The following is a 14,998-nucleotide window of genomic DNA, read 5'->3' on the forward strand; positions in this document are numbered from 1 at the left end:
CGATCATTTCGACGCGGCGATCTCGCGGCCGGATGCGCGGCCGGCGTCCTTCTGGTGGCGCTGGACAGCGACCCTGTTGCGGCCGCCGCGCTTGGCGTCGTAAAGGGCTTCGTCGGCGAGCCGGTAGAGCTGCTTGAAATCGCACGCCGGCCGCACCTCGGCGACTCCGACGCTCGCGGTCACCGGCCGCTCGCCCACGACCTCGCTATGATCGCAGGCCGCGATCCCGCGGCGGATGCTTTCGGCGAAGCGGGCAAGGATGATGCCCTCCATCCCGATCGTCAGCAGGCCGAACTCTTCGCCGCCCAGCCGCGCGACGGTACACATCGGCCCTTCCCACCGCTCGATCCGGCGGCCGATCCCGCACAGGACCGCGTCGCCCGCCTCGTGACCGAAAATATCGTTGATCGACTTGAAGCGGTCGATGTCGACGAGCAGCAGCGCCGCCGGCAGATTGTCGGCGCGCGCGCGGTCGAGCAGCGGCGTCACGCTGTCGATGAAGCCGCGGCGGTTGGGCAGGCCGGTCAGCGGATCGCGCCGCGCCAGTTGCTGCGCCTGCGCCTCCGCATCGCGGGCATGGTCGCGCTCGATCCGCAGATGGGCGAGCCGCCGCGTCGCCGCCGCCGCGAGCCATAGCGCCTGCCATGTCGCGGCGACGAGCACGGCCAGCTTTGACCCGCCGCCCCACAAGCCGTCCTCGACATCGACGATATGGATGAAGGCCAGCACCGCCATGGGCAGCCCCCAGGCGCCGAGGAAATCGCGCGCCTCGATCGAGCCGCGCCGCCACGCCCAGCCGAGATAGACGACGACCGCGACAAGATCGGCGATGATGGCGAGGCCAAGCAGATCGGCCAGCGCAGCAAGACTGCCGCCGCGGATGAAGGTCAGCGGGATGCCTGCAACGCCGACGCCGGCGCCAAGGAGCAGCGCGGCGGTCCGCAGCCCCTTCGGCACGATGCCGTGTTCGACGGCGGTGACCGCGCTGGCGGTCGCGACCGCGATGGCGAGGCAGGCGAGGAAAGTGCCGGCCTGCGCCGTCACCGCACCCGCCATCGCCGGCACGAGCGCCAGATGCGCCTGCGACCAGAGCGCCCCCCAGAGCAGCATCGTCGCCGCCCACGCCGCCTGCCAGGCGAGATATTGGCGGCGCACCGCGACGGCGAGCGACAGGCTGTAGATACAGCTGACGAGCAGCAGGGTCAGCGCGGCGCCGACCGCTGCCGCCATGCCCGCCGACTGCATCCCCGCCTCGTCCTTCGGGAGGATTCTCGCGCGCACGAACTGATGCCCCGACAGCCCGTCGAAGCGCATCGTCACGGCCGTGAGCGGCGCGCCGCGGCCGGGCGCCTCGAACAATATCTGTCCCCCGGCGCGCCAATGCGACCCGAAATCTCCGCTGCGCACCTGCTGCCAGCGCGTCGCGCCGTCGGCATAGGAAAAGCCCACCGCGAGCCGGTCGAACCGCGAATTATGAACCATCAGCGCCAGATCGCGGGACGCACCCTCGCCGTCGAGCGAGGTACGAAGCCAGAGGCTCCGGTCCTGATAAGCCGTCGGCGTTCCGCTACACGAAAAACGAAGCCCGGCCAGGGCATCGTCGCCCAGCGCCGTGCCGCTCACCGCGTGGCAGAAGTCACGCCCGACATCGAGCGCGCGCGCATGCGCCGGGGCCGCGATCAGGGCGAAAAGCATGGCGCACAGGCCGAGCCAAAGCCGGCAGCGCCAGGTTTCCGCAAGATCGCGCATCGCAGTCATCGCCGCCGTATCGCATCAATATATTGTGAAATCTTTGCCATCGGGCAAATTCGCTTCAGCGCCCTGCGGGCCGGCCGACCCGCAGGGCGACCGCGACCCGGTCGCCGGGCCCGACGCCTTCGGCCTTTTGCACCGCGCGTTTGACCGGCAACAGATAGCCTCCGTCGCGCGGAAACAGCGAGGTCGCAAATTCGGTGTCGCCGATAATCGCCACCACGGGAACCACGCCCCAGCCATAGCTTGCCGTCATCGCGGCGTAACGGATCGCGCCGACATGCGCGTCGGGAACGACGGCGAAAAGGAAGGGCGCCGGCCCGCGCCATTCGATGACGTCCGCGCGGAAACGCAACGTCTCCATCAATTCCTCGGCGGCTGCCGCCGATAGCTCAGCGCCTCGGCGATATGGATGCGCCCGACCGTCTCGGCGCCCGCAAGGTCGGCGATCGTCCGCGCGACGCGCAGGATTCGCGTATAGCCGCGCGCCGAGAGCCGCATCGCCTCGGCCGCCTGCGCGAGCAGCCCCCGCCCGGCCTCATCGGGCGTGGCGACCGCTTCGAGCAGTTCACCGTCGATCTCGGCATTGGTGCGCGCCTTGTGCCCGGCATAGCGTTCGGTCTGGATCGCGCGCGCCGCCGCGACGCGTGCCGCGACTTCGGCGCTGCCTTCGGCGGGCGGCGGCAGGACGAGGTCGGCGGCGCTCACCGCCTGCACCTCGACATGCAGGTCGATGCGGTCGAGCAGCGGCCCCGACAGCTTCGCCTGATAGTCGGCGGCGCAGCGCGGCGCGCGGCTGCACGCAAGCGCCGGGTCGCCGAGATGGCCGCAGCGGCAGGGGTTCATCGCCGCGACGAGCTGGACGCGCGCCGGGAAAGTGACATGGGCGTTGGCGCGCGCGACGCTGACTTCGCCCGTCTCCAGCGGCTGGCGCAGCGAATCGAGCACGCCGCGCTGGAATTCGGGAAGCTCGTCGAGGAAGAGGACGCCGAGATGCGCGAGGCTGACCTCGCCCGGGCGCACGCGCAGCCCGCCGCCGACGAGCGCGGGCATCGACGCCGAATGATGGGGCGCGCGGAATGGACGCGCGCGGACGAGGCGCCCGCCCTCGAGCGTTCCCGCGACCGATGCGATCATCGACACCTCGAGCGCCTCGGCGGGGGTGAGGTCGGGCAGGATGCCGGGCATGCACGCCGCCATCAGCGACTTGCCCGCGCCGGGCGGCCCCAACATCATCAGATTATGCGCGCCCGCCGCCGCGATCTCGAGCGCGCGCTTCGCCGTCTCCTGCCCCTTGACCTGCGACAGGTCGGCGGCGCGAACCGGGTCTTCGACCGCGCCCGGCACCGGCGGCGACAGCAGCGCATTGCCCCTGAAATGATTGAGCAGCGACAGCAGATCGGGGGCGCCGATCACCTCGACATTGCCCGCCCACGCCGCCTCGGGCCCCTGCGCCGCGGGGCAGATCAGCCCGCGCTCGACGCTGCCTGCATGGATCGCCGCAAGCAGCACGCCGGGCGAAGGCGCGACGCGTCCGTCGAGGCCGAGTTCGCCGACGACGACGTAAGAGGCGAGCGTCTCGGCATCGATCACGCCCATCGCGCCGAGCAGCGCGAGCGCGATGGGGAGGTCGTAGTGCGAGCCTTCCTTGGGCAGGTCGGCGGGCGAGAGGTTGACGGTGATGACCTTGGGCGGGAGCGACAGGCCGATCGCGGCGATCGCGGCGCGGACGCGCTCGCGGCTTTCGCCCACCGCCTTGTCGGGCAGGCCGACAACGACGAAGCGCGGGACGCCCGGCGTAATCTGGCACTGCACCTCGACCCCGCGCGCTTCGATGCCGAGATAGGCGGTGGTTGAGACGATTGCGACCATATTCCCCCCGGAACAGCACGATGTGCCCCCTTTGTTCCGAGGTCCTCTTTAGGCGAAGCGGCGGGAAGGTCGAGTCTTTTTCCGGAAGGTGACGAAGGTGCCGCGCAGCGTGGGGACGATTGCGGATTTGACAACATACCAACCAGTCGGTATGTCGATTCGCATGACGACGAATCAGCCACCCTCAATCCCCGCAGCCGCCGCCCGCGTCCCCTCGGCGGGCGGCGGCGACCCGGGCAAGCGCGCGCCGCGGGGCAGCGCGCGGGCGAAGCTGATCGCGGCGGCGCATCAGACGGTGCGCAAGCAGGGCTATTCGGCGACCACGGTCGACCAGATCTGCGCGGCGGCGGGGGTGACGAAGGGCGCCTTCTTCCATCACTTCGCGTCGAAGGAGGAGCTGGCGGTCGCGGCGGCCGAGGGCTGGACCGAGCGCGCGCGCCCGATGTTCGAGATGCCGCCGCACGTGAAGCTCGACGATCCGCTCGACCGCCTGCTCGGCCATATCGATTTCCGCCTGTCGATGCTCGACGGGCCCACGGAAGACTACACCTGCTTCGTCGGCACGATGGTGCAGGAAGCCTATGCGACGAGCGACCGCATCCGCGCCGCGTGCGAGGCGAGCATCAACGCCTATTGCGAGGCGCTCGCCCCCGACATCCAGGCCACGATCGACCTTTATGGCGCACCCCGGGACGTCACCGCGATCGGCCTTGCCCAGCATGTCCAGTCGGTGCTGCAGGGCGCCTTCGTCCTGGCGAAAACGACGAACGACCCGGCGATCGCACGCGGCACCGTCACGCACCTGAAGCGTTATGTCCGGATGCTGTTCGGGCGCGGAGGCGCGGCATGATGCGACAGGTAATTGCGGCCGCGCGCCGCCCGCGCTGACTTCGACAACCACCCCCCAAGGAGAGAAGAGATGCCCCAGATGATTTTCGTGAACCTGCCGGTCACCGACCTCGACAGGTCGAAGGCCTTCTATGAAGCGGTCGGCGCGGTGAACAACCCCGCCTTCACCGACGAGACCGCCGCGTGCATGGTCGTCGCCGAAGGGTCGATCCACGTCATGCTGCTGACCCACGCCAAATGGGCCGACTTCACGACCAAGACGATCCCCGACGCGCACACGACGGCGCAGGTGCTGCTCTGCGTCTCGGCCGACAGCCGCGAGGAAGTGGACGGGCAGGTCGACAAGGCGGTCCGCGCGGGCGGCAAGGCCGACCCGACCCCGACGCAGGATTTCGGCTTCATGTATGGCCGCAGCTTCGAGGACCCCGACGGCCATATCTGGGAAGTGATGTGGATGGACCCCACCGCGATCCCGGCCGACGCCCCGGCCGAAGCCGCGGCATAACAAGCGCATAGGGAGGAGGAAGAGGATGACCGATACGACCCCCGGAAATGGCCCCGGCAAGGGCCAGTTGATCGTCGGCCGCGTCCTGAGCGGCCTCGTGATCCTCTTCCTCCTCTTCGATGCCGGGCTCAAGCTGGTGTCGCCCGAGGTGGCGATCAAATACAGCCCGCCCGGCCTCGGATGGCCGCTCGAAGTCGGCACGATGTACATGCTCGGCCTACTGCTGCTGATCCCGACCCTGCTCCATATCTGGCCGCGCACGGCCTTCATCGGCGCGATCCTGATCACCGGCTATCTCGGCGGCGCGATCGCGACCCACCTGCGCATCGGCAGCCCGCTGTTCAGCCATACTTTGTTCGGCGTCTATCTCGGCGTGATGCTTTGGGCGGGCCTCTGGCTACGTTCGCCCGCACTCCGCTTGCTGGTCGCGCCGCGATCGGCCTGATCGCCCGGTTCAAAGGCAAACTCGCCCAGACACCGTCTTACAACAGAAGAGGATGGTTCGATGACAAAAACCTCTCCCCTCCCCATGCTGGCCTCGGCCTTCGCGATGGTCGCGGGCGCGGCAGTGATCGCCGCGATACCCCAGCCCGCAGCGGCCGAAGCCCCCGGCGCGAGCCAGCCGGCCGCCGGCCAGCCTGCCAGCGCCCTCCAGAGCGGCCATGTCGATGTCGCCGGCGCGGCGATCCATTATCAAGTGCATGGCGATCTTGCCTCGGGCAAAACCCCGCTGCTCGTCCTGCACGGCGCCTTCATGTCGGCCGACGCGATGAAGCCGCTGATCGACCCTCTCGCCGCGTCGCGGCCGGTGATCGCGGTCGATGCGCGCGGCCACGGCCGGTCGGGCGGGGTCGACACGCCGCTGAGCTATGACCGGATGGCCGACGATACCGCCGCCGTGCTCGACAAGCTCGGTGTGAAAAAGGCCGATGTGCTCGGCTATTCGATGGGCGGGTCGACCGCGGTCGCGCTCGCGATCGGGCACCCCGGCAAGGTCGGCAAGCAGGTGATATTGTCGGCAACCTCGCGGCTCGACGGCTGGTATCCCGAAGTGCTGGCGGGCATTTCCAAGCTGACCCCCGACATCTTCGCGGGCAGCCCGATCGACAACGAATATAAGCGCCTGTCGCCCGCGCCCGACAAGTTCCCGAATCTGGTCGCCAATATCAAGGCGCTCGACGCGACGCCCTTCGGCTGGTCCGACGCCGCGGTGCAGGCGATCCCCGGCAAGACGATGGTGATCATCGGCGACGCCGACGGCGTCACGCTCGACCATGCGATCCACCTGTTCAAGCTGCGCGGCGGCGGCGACGTGGCGGCCGCGACGCAGGGTTTCCTGACCGCGGCGCCGAAGGCGCGGCTCGCGATCCTGCCCGCGACCTCGCACATCGGGATCATGGGCGAAATCCCGGCGATCGCGGCGATGGTTGTGCCCTTTCTCGACGACAAGGCGCCGCCGCCGCCGTCGTTCTAGCGCGGCCTTTGCTCCTCCGTCCTTCCGGCGGAGGCCGGAATCTCGACGGAGCCGCAGAATTCAACGGTGAGATTCCGGCCTGCGCCGGGATGACGAACGAGATACAAGGAGAGGAGTTTCGCCATGCCCGTCAATCCCGACAGCAAGCTCGAGGTCACCGCCTTCGACTGGGTGCCCGATTTCGCGCGCGGCTATGTCCGCGACCTGCGCCCGCGCTGGGCGTGCGAGGAAATCGGCCTCGATTATGCCGAGCATCTGATCAGCGCGGTCAACCGCCCCGCCGACCATTTCCTGTTCCAGCCATGGGGGCAGGTCCCCGTGCTCAACGACGGCGGCATCCGCCTGTTCGAAAGCGGGGCGATCCTGCTCCACCTCGCCGAAAAGGACGAACGGCTGATGCCGCGCGACGCGCAGGCGCGCGCCAATACGCTCGCCTGGCTGTTCGCCGCCTATAACAGCGTCGAGCCGATGCTGTTCGAGCTGGGCAATGTCGACATCTTCGCCAGCGACGAGGAATGGGCGAAGTTGCGCCGCCCGGGCCTGATCGAGTTCATCCAGGGCCGGCTCGGCCGTCTGAACGATGCGATCGGCGACAAGGCGTATCTGACCGGCGAGTTCACCGTCGCCGACATCGCGATGGCGACGGTGCTGCGCGAAGCTGTCGAAGCCGGGCTGATCGCCGAGCAGCCGCGGCTGCAGGCTTATCTCGACCGGTGTCTTGCACGGCCCGCCTTTCAGCGCGCGCTGGATGCGCAGCTCGCCGCGTTCAGCGAGGAGGCGGGGCCGGGCGGAGGATAACGGAAAAAGCCCCTCCCCTTCAGGGGAGGGGTTGGGGTGGGGTCCATCGGCCTTGCGCAAGGCCGATGGACCCCACCCGCTGCGACTAGCGAGCAAGCTCGCAAGTCTCGCTGCCCTCCCCTGAAGGGGAGGGCAGGATAAAGGAGAGAGACGATGACCTATGTGGAAGGATTTGTGGTCGCGGTGCCGACCGCCAACAAGGAAGCCTATCGCAAGCATGCCGCCGAAGCCGCGCCGCTGTTCAAGGAATATGGCGTCAGCCGCATGGTCGAATGCTGGGGCGACGACGTCCCCGACGGCAAAGTCAATGATTTCAAGGGCGCGGTGCAGGCGAAGGACGACGAGACCGTCGTGTTCAGCTGGTTCGAATATCCCGATCGCGCGACGCGCGACGCCGCGAACGCAAAGATGATGAGCGATCCGCGCATGGAGGCGATGGGCGGCGAGATGCCGTTCGACGGCAAGCGGATGATCATCGGCGGTTTCACGTCGATCGTCGACGATCGCGCCGCGGGCAAGACGGGCTATGTCGACGGTTATGTCGTACCTGTCCCCGAAGGCAACAAGGACGCCTATCGCGCGATGGCGGAAAAGGCATCCGAAGTGTTCCGCGATTATGGCGCGACCCGCGTCGTCGAAGCGTGGGGCGACGATGTGCCCGACGGCAAGGTGACCGACTATGCCCGTGCCGCGCACAAGAAGGACGGCGAGAACGTCGTCTACAGCTGGGTCGAATGGCCCGACAAGGAAACCCGCGCCAAGGGCTGGGAAAAGATGATGACCGACGAGCGGATGAAGAATGATCCGGCGACCAACCCGTTCGACGGCGCGCGCATGATCTATGGCGGCTTCGCGCCGATCGTCGAGGCGTGATTGCCCACTGTCCTCCCTGTCGCGGAGCGATGGGGAGGTCGCAGCGGCCCTTCGACTGCCTTGCAGGCGCTCAGGATAAACTGCGCCTTTGGCGCAGCCGCTGACGGAGGGGCTATGACGCTACCGTCGTCGCCCCTCCACCACTCGCTTCGCGAGCGGTCCCCCTCCCCATGGCTTCGCCACAGGGAGGATCGAGAGAAGGACTGACGAGATGATCACACTTTATGGCACTCCCCCCACCCGCGCGCTGCGCGCCATTTGGCTCCTCAACGAACTCGATCTCGCGCACGAGGTCATTCCCGTCGATATTGGCGCGGGCGAAAATCGGGCCCCCAAATTCCTCGCGCTCAATCCCGCCGCGAAGCTGCCCGTGCTGGTCGACGGCGATCTGGTGATCAGCGAATCGGCGGCGATCCAGCTCTATCTCGCCGACAAATATGGCGACCGCTTTCCGGGCGGCGGACTGATCCCCGACACGCCCGAAGAGCGCGCCCGCATGTATCACTGGCTGTTTTTCCTGATGACCGAGATCGAGGCGCCGCTGTGGCGCGTCGCGCTGCACAGCTTCCTCTATGCCGAGGACGAGAAATCGGCCGACGAGATCGCGCTCGCCAAGCGCGACGGCAAGCGCATGATCGCGGTGCTGGAGCAGCATATGCAGGGGCGCGGCTTCGTCGTCGGCGAACGGGTGACGGTGGCCGATTTCAACGCCGCCTTCACGCTCGACTGGGCGCGCGAGGCAGCACTGCTGGACGATGCGCCCGCGCTCCGCGCCTATCTGGACAGGATGTATGCGCGCCCCAAGGCGCCGGTGACGATTGCGAAGGCTATGGCCGCGCTGGCGGCGTGACCCCACGGCACGCAGGGCGCGTCCGATGAGCGGCAGACCCGGAAGGAACAAGCCATGGATCACATAAGCTATCCCAACGAAAGCGCCGGCTATCGCGCCGCGCGGAACGCCTTGCTCGACGACGAGATCGCGCTCCGCCGCCAGATCGAGGCGGTCGCGGCGAAGCGCCGCGCGCTGCCGCCCGGCGGCGAGATTCCCGAGGATTATGTCTTCGAGCGCATCGGCGCCCATCAGCGGCCCGAGACGGTCCGGCTGTCCGAGCTGTTCGGGGACAAGCCGAGCATCATCGTGCAGAGCTTCATGTTCGGTCCCGACCGCGACGTGCCTTGCGCGGGCTGCACCCATATGCTCGATTCGATCGACGGCGGCGCGCGCTATGTCGACGACCGCGCCCCGCTCTATGTCGTCGCCAAGTCGCCGATCGCGCGGCTCGTCGAATGGGCGCGCGTCCGCCGCTGGCCGCACGTGAGCTTTCTGTCCGACGTCACCACGCGCTATTCGGCCGACTATTTCGGCGACACGCGCAAATTCCCCCCGTCGATGCGCGCCGACCGCAACCTCGGGCCCGGCGAGGAGTGGGACGAGACGATCTTCAACGTCTTTCGCAAGGATGGCGATGTCATCCGCCATCACTGGGGCAGCGAAATGGCCTTTGCGCCGAGCGAACCCGGTCAGGACCACCGCGCCGGCGACCTCGTCGATTCGCTGTGGGGCCTGCTCGACATGACCCCCGAAGGTCGCGGGGATTATTTTCCGACCGTCGAAGGAGGAAAGAGATGAGCCAGAACAATAGCAATGGGGCATCGAACTTCATCTGGTACGAGCTGATGACCCCCGACCCCGCGGGCGCGGCGCGTTTTTATGGCGCCGTCGTCGGCTGGACGATCGCCGCGACACGCGATCCCGCGGCGGGCGACGTCGATTATCGCATGATCGGGCGCGGCGACGGCGGCAACGCCGGCGGGGTGCTCGCGCTCACCGCCGACATGCTCGCCGGCGGCGCGCGGCCGATATGGATGGGCTATCTCGAGGTCGCCGACGTCGATAGCGCCGTCGCGGCGATCGAGGCCGACGGCGGCGCGGTCCATATGCCCGCGACCGACCTGCCCGTCGGGCGCATCGCGATGGTGAGCGACCCGCAGTGCGCGGTCTTCTATGTCATGAAGCCCATTCCGCCCGCGGGCATGGAAGGGATGGAGAGCGACGTCTTTTCGGTCACCGAGGCGCAGCATATGCGCTGGAACGAACTGGCGACGCGCGATCCGGGTGCGGCGATCGCCTTCTACAAAAAGCATTTCGGCTGGCGGCAGGAAGGCGAGATGCCGATGGGCGAGCTCGGCGCCTATCGCTTCATCCAGCGCGGCGATGTCGGACTCGGCGCGGTGATGCCGTTGATGACCGGCTATCCGGCGCCGGTGTGGAGCTTCTACATCGGCGTCGACGACATCGACCGCGCGCACGCCGCGGTGAAAGCGAACGGCGGCACCGTCACCAGCGAGCCGATGGAAATTCCGGGCGGCGAATATGCGATGAACGGCATCGACCCGCAGGGCGCCGCCTTCGGGCTGGTCGGACCGCGCAAATAGAGGAGAGAGACGATGGAAAACCAAGGCCCCACCACTGGTCTCACCCCGCATATCGCGATCGCCGACAAGCGCGCGAGCGAGGCGATCGAATTCTACAAGCAGGCGTTCGGCGCGACCGAGAATATGCGCGTTCCCGCCGACGACGGCGTGCGGCTGATGCACGCGCATCTGACGATCAACGGCGGGTCGCTGATGATGCACGACGAATTTCCCGAATATGTCGATGAACCGTCGGGCAAGCCCGACGGGGTGACGCTGCACCTGCAGGTCGACGACGCCGACGCCTGGTTCGAGCGCGCGGTCGCCGCGGGGGCGAGCGTCGTGATGCCGCTCAACAATATGTTCTGGGGGGACCGCTACGCCCAGATAAAGGATCCGTTCGGCCACCAATGGTCGATCGGCGGGCCCATCAAAGGAGAGTGACAATGACGAACCAACCGACGAGCCAGCCCGTGAGCCTGTGCCTCTGGTACGACAAGGATGCCGAGGAAGCCGCGAAATTCTATGCCGCGACCTTTCCCGGCAGCAGCGTGGGCGCGGTGCATAGGGCGCCCGCCGACTTCCCCGGCGGCAAGCAGGGCGACGCGCTGACGGTCGATTTCACCGTGCTCGGCATCCCCTGCGTCGGGCTCAACGGCGGCCCGGTCTTTCCGCAGAGCGAGGCCTTTTCCTTTCAGGTCCATACCGACACGCAGGAGGAGACCGACCGTTACTGGAACGCGATCGTCGGCAATGGCGGCAAGGAAAGCGCCTGCGGCTGGTGCAAGGACAAATGGGGCGTGAACTGGCAGATCACCCCGCGCGTGCTGACCGACGCGACGATGGGCGGCGACCCCGAAGTCGCGAAGCGCGCCTTCGACGCGATGATGACGATGCAGAAGATCGACATCGCGGCGATCGAAGCGGCGGTGCGCGGCGAAGCCGTCGGGGCAGGCTGAAGGAAGGCGATCGATGCTGATCTTTTACGGACACCCCTTCTCTTCCTATACCTGGAAGGCGCTGATCGCGCTTTACGAGAAGGGGGTCGATTTCGACTATCGCGTCCTCGGCCCCGACGCGCCGAGCCACTTCGAGGAATTGAAGGCGCACTGGCCGGTCGGGCAGTTTCCGCTGCTCGTCCACGACGGCGTGCCCTGGTTCGAATCGTCGATCATCATCGAATATCTCGACCATCTGGTGCCCGAACCGCGGCTGATCCCCGCCGATTCCGGGGCGGCGCTGCGGGTGCGCTTCTTCGACCGCATCTTCGACAATCATGTGATGGCGCGGATGCAGGCGGTGGTCGCCGACGCGCTGCGCGGGCCCGAAAATCATGTGCCGCTGATCGTCGAGCAGGCGAAGGCGGCGCTTGAAAGTGCCTATGGCTGGCTCGACAAGGAACTGGCGGGCGGCGGCTGGGCGACGCCTTATGGCTTCAGCCTCGCCGATTGCGCCGCGGCGCCGTCGCTTTTCTATGCCGACTGGGTTCACCCGATTCCCGAGAGGCACGAGAATTTGCGTGCCTATCGCGCGCGGCTACTTGCGCATCCGTCGGTGTCGCGCTGCGTCGAGGATGCGCGGCCGTACCGCGCCTTCTTCCCGCTGGGCGCGCCCGATCGGGATTGATCTTATCTTTGGTCATCCCGGCGAAGGCCGGGATGACGGGAATATGGATGTGTGTGCGACGCGTCCCGGAACGGGGTTAACGGCGCGCTGACGCTGCCTGTTTGCCGATCGGTCATCGCGCCCGCGCGAAAGCGGGGCCATGGGTTCGCCGTCCGCCTTTCTCCGCACGCTGATCGTCGCCGCTTTGGCGGCGGTGCTGGCGTTCGCGCCCGCGCAGGCGCAGCAGCAGGTCGTGACGATCACGACGACGGTGACGACGTGGACCTATGACGAGGTCGACGACGCGGGCGCGGACCATATCGACGAGGACGCGGCGCTGCTGGGTGACGAGACGCTGGCCGACGATGCCGGGTTCGTCGCGACGCGGCGCTATGCCCCCGCCGCCACGCTCACGACGCTGGGCCATACGAAGGCGCGGTTCGGCCCGTTTTCGGTGATCGACGCATCGACGGTTCGCATGGCGGGCGACGTCACCTCGGCGACCCCGCGCCAGTTCGCGGCGATGCTCGCGGCCTTTCCGGGGATCCGGCGGCTCGAAATGGTCGACTGCCCGGGCAGCCTCGACGAGGAGGCGAATCTGACCCTCGCGCGCGCGATCCGCCGCGCGGGGATGGAGACGGTCGTGCCCGCGGGCGGATCGATCCGCTCGGGCGCGGTCGAGCTGTGGCTCGCCGGCACCGTCCGCCGCGCCGACGCCGACGCCGAATTCGGCGTCCATAGCTGGGCCGACGAATATGGCCGCGAGGCGAACGACTATCCCGCGAACGACCCGGTTCACGCCGAATATCTGGGCTATTACCGCGAAATGGGCATGGACGCCGCGAAGGCGCGCGCCTTTTATGCGCTGACCAACGCGACGCCGTTCGACGATGTCCGTTACCTGACGCGCGACGATATGGCGCGCTTCGTCACGCTCGACTGAATAGCGTCGCCGCCCCTTTTCATGCCCCCCCGGACTGGCGATCATTTCGAACGCTTCGCCTAGCGCGGCGCCGACGCAGCGGAACAATCGCTGCGAACGGCCGTTCCGAAAATGTTGGAACTCAAATGGAGGGTGGTTCGCCCTCGCCGTTGGAGAGAGACAATGAAAAAGCTTCTGACCATTTTCGCACTTGGCAGCTCGATGTTGCTCCTGTCGGCTTGCAACACCGTTGAAGGTGCCGGAAAAGACATCGAATCCGTTGGAGACTGTGCCGATGGCGTTGAAGGCAACTGCTAGGCGGCTGCTCGGCGACGTGGACAAATTGGCGTGAGCCGGCGTTAGCGGATCGCCGTTATCGGGCGATTGCTGCCGTCTCTTTATTCGTCACCCCCGCGAAAGCGGACCCAGAGCGTGCGTAGGCTGATCCCAGACTGGGTTCCCGCGGAGGCGCTCCGCGCCGTCTGCGACTCCGCGGGAATGACGATGTTGGGTGTGTCCGCTAACCACTCGAAACCGCCGTTCGCTATCGTCGCCACTCGCGCCAAGCTGCTTTAGCCTTGTAACACGCCGGCCCCTCCCCCACATCGCCCCCTATGGCGAAGCGGAGTCTTTATCAGCGGATGCGGTCGAACGCGCAGATGCGCACCGCGCTGTTCGCGCTCGGTATCTTGCTGATGATCACGGGTATCGCGATCGGGCCGCTGCCGGGGCCCGGCTTCCTGATCGTCTTTCCCTTGGGGCTGATGCTCTGCCTGCAGAACAGCGCCTGGGCGAAGCGCGCCTATGTCCGCTTCAAATGGCGCCACCCCCGATATGGCGACTGGGCCGACCGGATCATGCGCCGCGTCAGCGCCGCGCGGCGGCGGGCGCGCGCCGCGCTGGACAAGCTAGATGGCGATTGACTTTCCGCCGACTCTTGCTTATCCGCGCCTCCGACAGTGGCCGCCCACGCTTGGCGGCCCTTTTCTGTTGCAGCATTTGACGAGATCTAGGGAAAACCGCGATGAAGCGCACTTATCAACCGAGCCGCCTCGTGCGCAAGCGCCGTCACGGCTTCCGCGCCCGCAAGGCAACCGTCGGCGGCCGCAAGGTTCTGGCCGCCCGCCGTGCGCGCGGCCGCGCGAAGCTGTCGGCCTGATCGCCGAGGCTTCGCCGCCAGCCTGTCTGGTGCGAACGCTTTCAAAACGCAGCGAATTTCTGGCCGCGAATCGCGGCCTTCGCTTTCCCATGCCCGGCTTTGTCCTGCTCGTCCGTCCCCGCGGCGACGATGAGGATGCGCTGGGCATCGGCTATACGGTCAGCAAGAAGGTCGGGAACGCGGTCACGCGCAACCGGATGAAGCGGCGCTTTCGCGAGCTCGCGCGCGCCGCGCTGCCGCAGGCGGGGATCGCCGGCGCCGACCATGTGCTGATCGGCCGGCCGGGGGCGAACGACATGTCGTTTGCCGAATTGGGCGAGCATCTCGATTCGGCGCTGAAGCGCGCGGCGAAGAAATTGGCGGCGAAGGCGTCGTGATTCCGCTCCCCCTCCTTCGCCGTCACCCCGGACTCGATCCGGGTTCCCGCTCAGCGGCGGCGACAAGCGGGGCCCCGGATCAAGTCCGGGGTGACGAAGAGGAAAAGACGCCGATCGCGAGTGAAGCTTGTCAGTTTTCCGGGGTTCTTCCGTGATCGCCCGTCTGCTCATCCTGATCGCGCGCGGCTGGCAGCTTGGTCCGTCGCGTATCCTGCCCCCCACCTGCCGCTATGCGCCCTCGTGCAGCGAATATGCGATCGTCGCGCTCAAACGCCATGGTGCGATCAAGGGTGGCTGGCTGGCGACAAAGCGGCTATTGCGCTGCCATCCTTGGGGCGGTCATGGCTACGACCCCGTGCCATAGGCGCGGCACTTCCCGAACATTTTGAGACGAAGA

At 67.4% G+C, this 14,998-nt stretch carries 21 protein-coding genes and 1 pseudogene; 19 read left to right on the plus strand and 3 right to left on the minus strand.

All coding sequences use genetic code 11. From position 1 onward, the window contains the following. Positions 1-3: 3 nt before the first annotated feature. From QZL87_RS15775 to QZL87_RS15785, 3 genes are read right to left on the minus strand one after another with little or no spacing between them, the layout of a single operon-like run. Positions 4-1,758, minus strand: a complete 1,755-nt coding sequence (locus QZL87_RS15775; protein ID WP_295321223.1) for a GGDEF domain-containing protein — start codon at positions 1,756-1,758, stop codon at positions 4-6. 55 nt (positions 1,759-1,813) lie between these two features. After that, a complete protein-coding gene (locus QZL87_RS15780) occupies positions 1,814-2,116 on the minus strand; it encodes a DUF1905 domain-containing protein (protein WP_295321226.1) in 303 nt (100 codons plus the stop codon). Beyond that, positions 2,116-3,624, minus strand: coding sequence for a YifB family Mg chelatase-like AAA ATPase (locus QZL87_RS15785; RefSeq protein ID WP_295321229.1), 1,509 nt, complete (start codon positions 3,622-3,624; stop codon positions 2,116-2,118). Before QZL87_RS15785 ends, QZL87_RS15780 begins: the two co-directional genes overlap by 1 nt. Before the next feature lie 163 nt (positions 3,625-3,787). On the opposite strand from QZL87_RS15785, the gene QZL87_RS15790 reads away from it, so the two are divergent. The 19 genes and pseudogenes from QZL87_RS15790 (at position 3,788) to yidD (ending at position 14,965) form a co-directional block, all read left to right on the plus strand. After that, a complete protein-coding gene (locus tag QZL87_RS15790; RefSeq protein WP_295321233.1) occupies positions 3,788-4,474 on the plus strand; it encodes a TetR/AcrR family transcriptional regulator in 687 nt (228 codons plus the stop codon). Between the two features lie 69 nt (positions 4,475-4,543). After that, entirely contained in the window at positions 4,544-4,978 is a 435-nt protein-coding gene (locus QZL87_RS15795; RefSeq protein WP_295321236.1) for a VOC family protein, read from the plus strand. A 25-nt stretch (positions 4,979-5,003) separates the two neighbouring features. After that, positions 5,004-5,423 carry a DoxX family protein gene (locus tag QZL87_RS15800; RefSeq protein ID WP_295321238.1) on the plus strand — a complete coding sequence of 140 codons (420 nt, stop codon included), beginning with the start codon at positions 5,004-5,006 and terminating at the stop codon, positions 5,421-5,423. A gap of 60 nt (positions 5,424-5,483) precedes the next feature. After that, on the plus strand, positions 5,484-6,452 hold the full coding sequence (locus QZL87_RS15805; protein WP_295321242.1) for an alpha/beta hydrolase: 969 nt from the start codon (positions 5,484-5,486) through the stop codon (positions 6,450-6,452). A gap of 123 nt (positions 6,453-6,575) precedes the next feature. Continuing rightward, on the plus strand, positions 6,576-7,250 hold the full coding sequence (locus QZL87_RS15810; RefSeq protein ID WP_295321246.1) for a glutathione S-transferase family protein: 675 nt from the start codon (positions 6,576-6,578) through the stop codon (positions 7,248-7,250). A gap of 153 nt (positions 7,251-7,403) precedes the next feature. Further along, a pseudogene (locus tag QZL87_RS15815) lies at positions 7,404-7,736 on the plus strand (DUF1428 domain-containing protein); the annotation flags it as partial. After that, a complete protein-coding gene (locus QZL87_RS15820) occupies positions 7,719-8,123 on the plus strand; it encodes a DUF1428 domain-containing protein (protein ID WP_362989373.1) in 405 nt (134 codons plus the stop codon). The pseudogene QZL87_RS15815 and the gene QZL87_RS15820, both read left to right, overlap by 18 nt. 211 nt (positions 8,124-8,334) lie before the next feature. Next, on the plus strand, positions 8,335-8,973 hold the full coding sequence (locus tag QZL87_RS15825; protein WP_295321249.1) for a glutathione S-transferase family protein: 639 nt from the start codon (positions 8,335-8,337) through the stop codon (positions 8,971-8,973). Between the two features lie 54 nt (positions 8,974-9,027). Further along, a complete protein-coding gene (locus QZL87_RS15830) occupies positions 9,028-9,753 on the plus strand; it encodes a DUF899 family protein (protein ID WP_295321251.1) in 726 nt (241 codons plus the stop codon). Beyond that, entirely contained in the window at positions 9,750-10,559 is an 810-nt protein-coding gene (locus QZL87_RS15835) for a VOC family protein (protein WP_295321254.1), read from the plus strand. Before QZL87_RS15830 ends, QZL87_RS15835 begins: the two co-directional genes overlap by 4 nt. A gap of 12 nt (positions 10,560-10,571) precedes the next feature. Continuing rightward, positions 10,572-10,982, plus strand: a complete 411-nt coding sequence (locus tag QZL87_RS15840; protein ID WP_295321256.1) for a VOC family protein — start codon at positions 10,572-10,574, stop codon at positions 10,980-10,982. Positions 10,983-10,984: 2 nt separating this feature from the next. Then, positions 10,985-11,497 (plus strand): VOC family protein, encoded by a 513-nt coding sequence (locus QZL87_RS15845; protein ID WP_295321259.1) that lies wholly within the window; start codon positions 10,985-10,987, stop codon positions 11,495-11,497. Positions 11,498-11,510: 13 nt separating this feature from the next. Further along, positions 11,511-12,164 carry a glutathione S-transferase family protein gene (locus QZL87_RS15850; protein ID WP_295321262.1) on the plus strand — a complete coding sequence of 218 codons (654 nt, stop codon included), beginning with the start codon at positions 11,511-11,513 and terminating at the stop codon, positions 12,162-12,164. Positions 12,165-12,303: 139 nt separating this feature from the next. After that, positions 12,304-13,086, plus strand: coding sequence for an alpha/beta hydrolase (locus QZL87_RS15855; protein ID WP_295321265.1), 783 nt, complete (start codon positions 12,304-12,306; stop codon positions 13,084-13,086). Between the two features lie 162 nt (positions 13,087-13,248). Next, entirely contained in the window at positions 13,249-13,383 is a 135-nt protein-coding gene (locus tag QZL87_RS15860; RefSeq protein ID WP_295321267.1) for an entericidin A/B family lipoprotein, read from the plus strand. A 296-nt stretch (positions 13,384-13,679) separates the two neighbouring features. Further along, entirely contained in the window at positions 13,680-13,988 is a 309-nt protein-coding gene (locus QZL87_RS15865) for a PGPGW domain-containing protein (protein WP_295321270.1), read from the plus strand. Between the two features lie 101 nt (positions 13,989-14,089). Beyond that, the gene (gene rpmH / locus QZL87_RS15870; RefSeq protein WP_037554958.1) at positions 14,090-14,224 is read left to right on the plus strand and encodes a 50S ribosomal protein L34; all 135 of its coding nucleotides are present in this window, start codon (positions 14,090-14,092) and stop codon (positions 14,222-14,224) included. Positions 14,225-14,253: 29 nt separating this feature from the next. After that, on the plus strand, positions 14,254-14,601 hold the full coding sequence (gene rnpA / locus QZL87_RS15875) for a ribonuclease P protein component (protein ID WP_295321272.1): 348 nt from the start codon (positions 14,254-14,256) through the stop codon (positions 14,599-14,601). Between the two features lie 151 nt (positions 14,602-14,752). After that, positions 14,753-14,965 carry a membrane protein insertion efficiency factor YidD gene (gene yidD, locus QZL87_RS15880; RefSeq protein ID WP_054586362.1) on the plus strand — a complete coding sequence of 71 codons (213 nt, stop codon included), beginning with the start codon at positions 14,753-14,755 and terminating at the stop codon, positions 14,963-14,965. Positions 14,966-14,998 lie beyond the last annotated feature (33 nt).

It is taken from the genome of uncultured Sphingopyxis sp. (genome assembly GCF_900078365.1).
Taxonomy (GTDB): Bacteria; Pseudomonadota; Alphaproteobacteria; order Sphingomonadales; family Sphingomonadaceae; genus Sphingopyxis.

What these genes read in the sequence shown, in the direction of transcription:
- QZL87_RS15775 (WP_295321223.1), bottom strand. Translation starts at nt 1,758, where the DNA reads ATGACTGCGATGCGCGATCTTGCGGAAACCTGGCGCTGCCGGCTTTGG.
- QZL87_RS15780 (WP_295321226.1), bottom strand. Translation starts at nt 2,116, where the DNA reads ATGGAGACGTTGCGTTTCCGCGCGGACGTCATCGAATGGCGCGGGCCG.
- QZL87_RS15785 (WP_295321229.1), bottom strand. Translation starts at nt 3,624, where the DNA reads ATGGTCGCAATCGTCTCAACCACCGCCTATCTCGGCATCGAAGCGCGC.
- QZL87_RS15790 (WP_295321233.1), top strand. Translation starts at nt 3,788, where the DNA reads ATGACGACGAATCAGCCACCCTCAATCCCCGCAGCCGCCGCCCGCGTC.
- QZL87_RS15795 (WP_295321236.1), top strand. Translation starts at nt 4,544, where the DNA reads ATGCCCCAGATGATTTTCGTGAACCTGCCGGTCACCGACCTCGACAGG.
- QZL87_RS15800 (WP_295321238.1), top strand. Translation starts at nt 5,004, where the DNA reads ATGACCGATACGACCCCCGGAAATGGCCCCGGCAAGGGCCAGTTGATC.
- QZL87_RS15805 (WP_295321242.1), top strand. Translation starts at nt 5,484, where the DNA reads ATGACAAAAACCTCTCCCCTCCCCATGCTGGCCTCGGCCTTCGCGATG.
- QZL87_RS15810 (WP_295321246.1), top strand. Translation starts at nt 6,576, where the DNA reads ATGCCCGTCAATCCCGACAGCAAGCTCGAGGTCACCGCCTTCGACTGG.
- QZL87_RS15820 (WP_362989373.1), top strand. Translation starts at nt 7,719, where the DNA reads ATGATCATCGGCGGTTTCACGTCGATCGTCGACGATCGCGCCGCGGGC.
- QZL87_RS15825 (WP_295321249.1), top strand. Translation starts at nt 8,335, where the DNA reads ATGATCACACTTTATGGCACTCCCCCCACCCGCGCGCTGCGCGCCATT.
- QZL87_RS15830 (WP_295321251.1), top strand. Translation starts at nt 9,028, where the DNA reads ATGGATCACATAAGCTATCCCAACGAAAGCGCCGGCTATCGCGCCGCG.
- QZL87_RS15835 (WP_295321254.1), top strand. Translation starts at nt 9,750, where the DNA reads ATGAGCCAGAACAATAGCAATGGGGCATCGAACTTCATCTGGTACGAG.
- QZL87_RS15840 (WP_295321256.1), top strand. Translation starts at nt 10,572, where the DNA reads ATGGAAAACCAAGGCCCCACCACTGGTCTCACCCCGCATATCGCGATC.
- QZL87_RS15845 (WP_295321259.1), top strand. Translation starts at nt 10,985, where the DNA reads ATGACGAACCAACCGACGAGCCAGCCCGTGAGCCTGTGCCTCTGGTAC.
- QZL87_RS15850 (WP_295321262.1), top strand. Translation starts at nt 11,511, where the DNA reads ATGCTGATCTTTTACGGACACCCCTTCTCTTCCTATACCTGGAAGGCG.
- QZL87_RS15855 (WP_295321265.1), top strand. Translation starts at nt 12,304, where the DNA reads ATGGGTTCGCCGTCCGCCTTTCTCCGCACGCTGATCGTCGCCGCTTTG.
- QZL87_RS15860 (WP_295321267.1), top strand. Translation starts at nt 13,249, where the DNA reads ATGAAAAAGCTTCTGACCATTTTCGCACTTGGCAGCTCGATGTTGCTC.
- QZL87_RS15865 (WP_295321270.1), top strand. Translation starts at nt 13,680, where the DNA reads ATGGCGAAGCGGAGTCTTTATCAGCGGATGCGGTCGAACGCGCAGATG.
- rpmH (WP_037554958.1), top strand. Translation starts at nt 14,090, where the DNA reads ATGAAGCGCACTTATCAACCGAGCCGCCTCGTGCGCAAGCGCCGTCAC.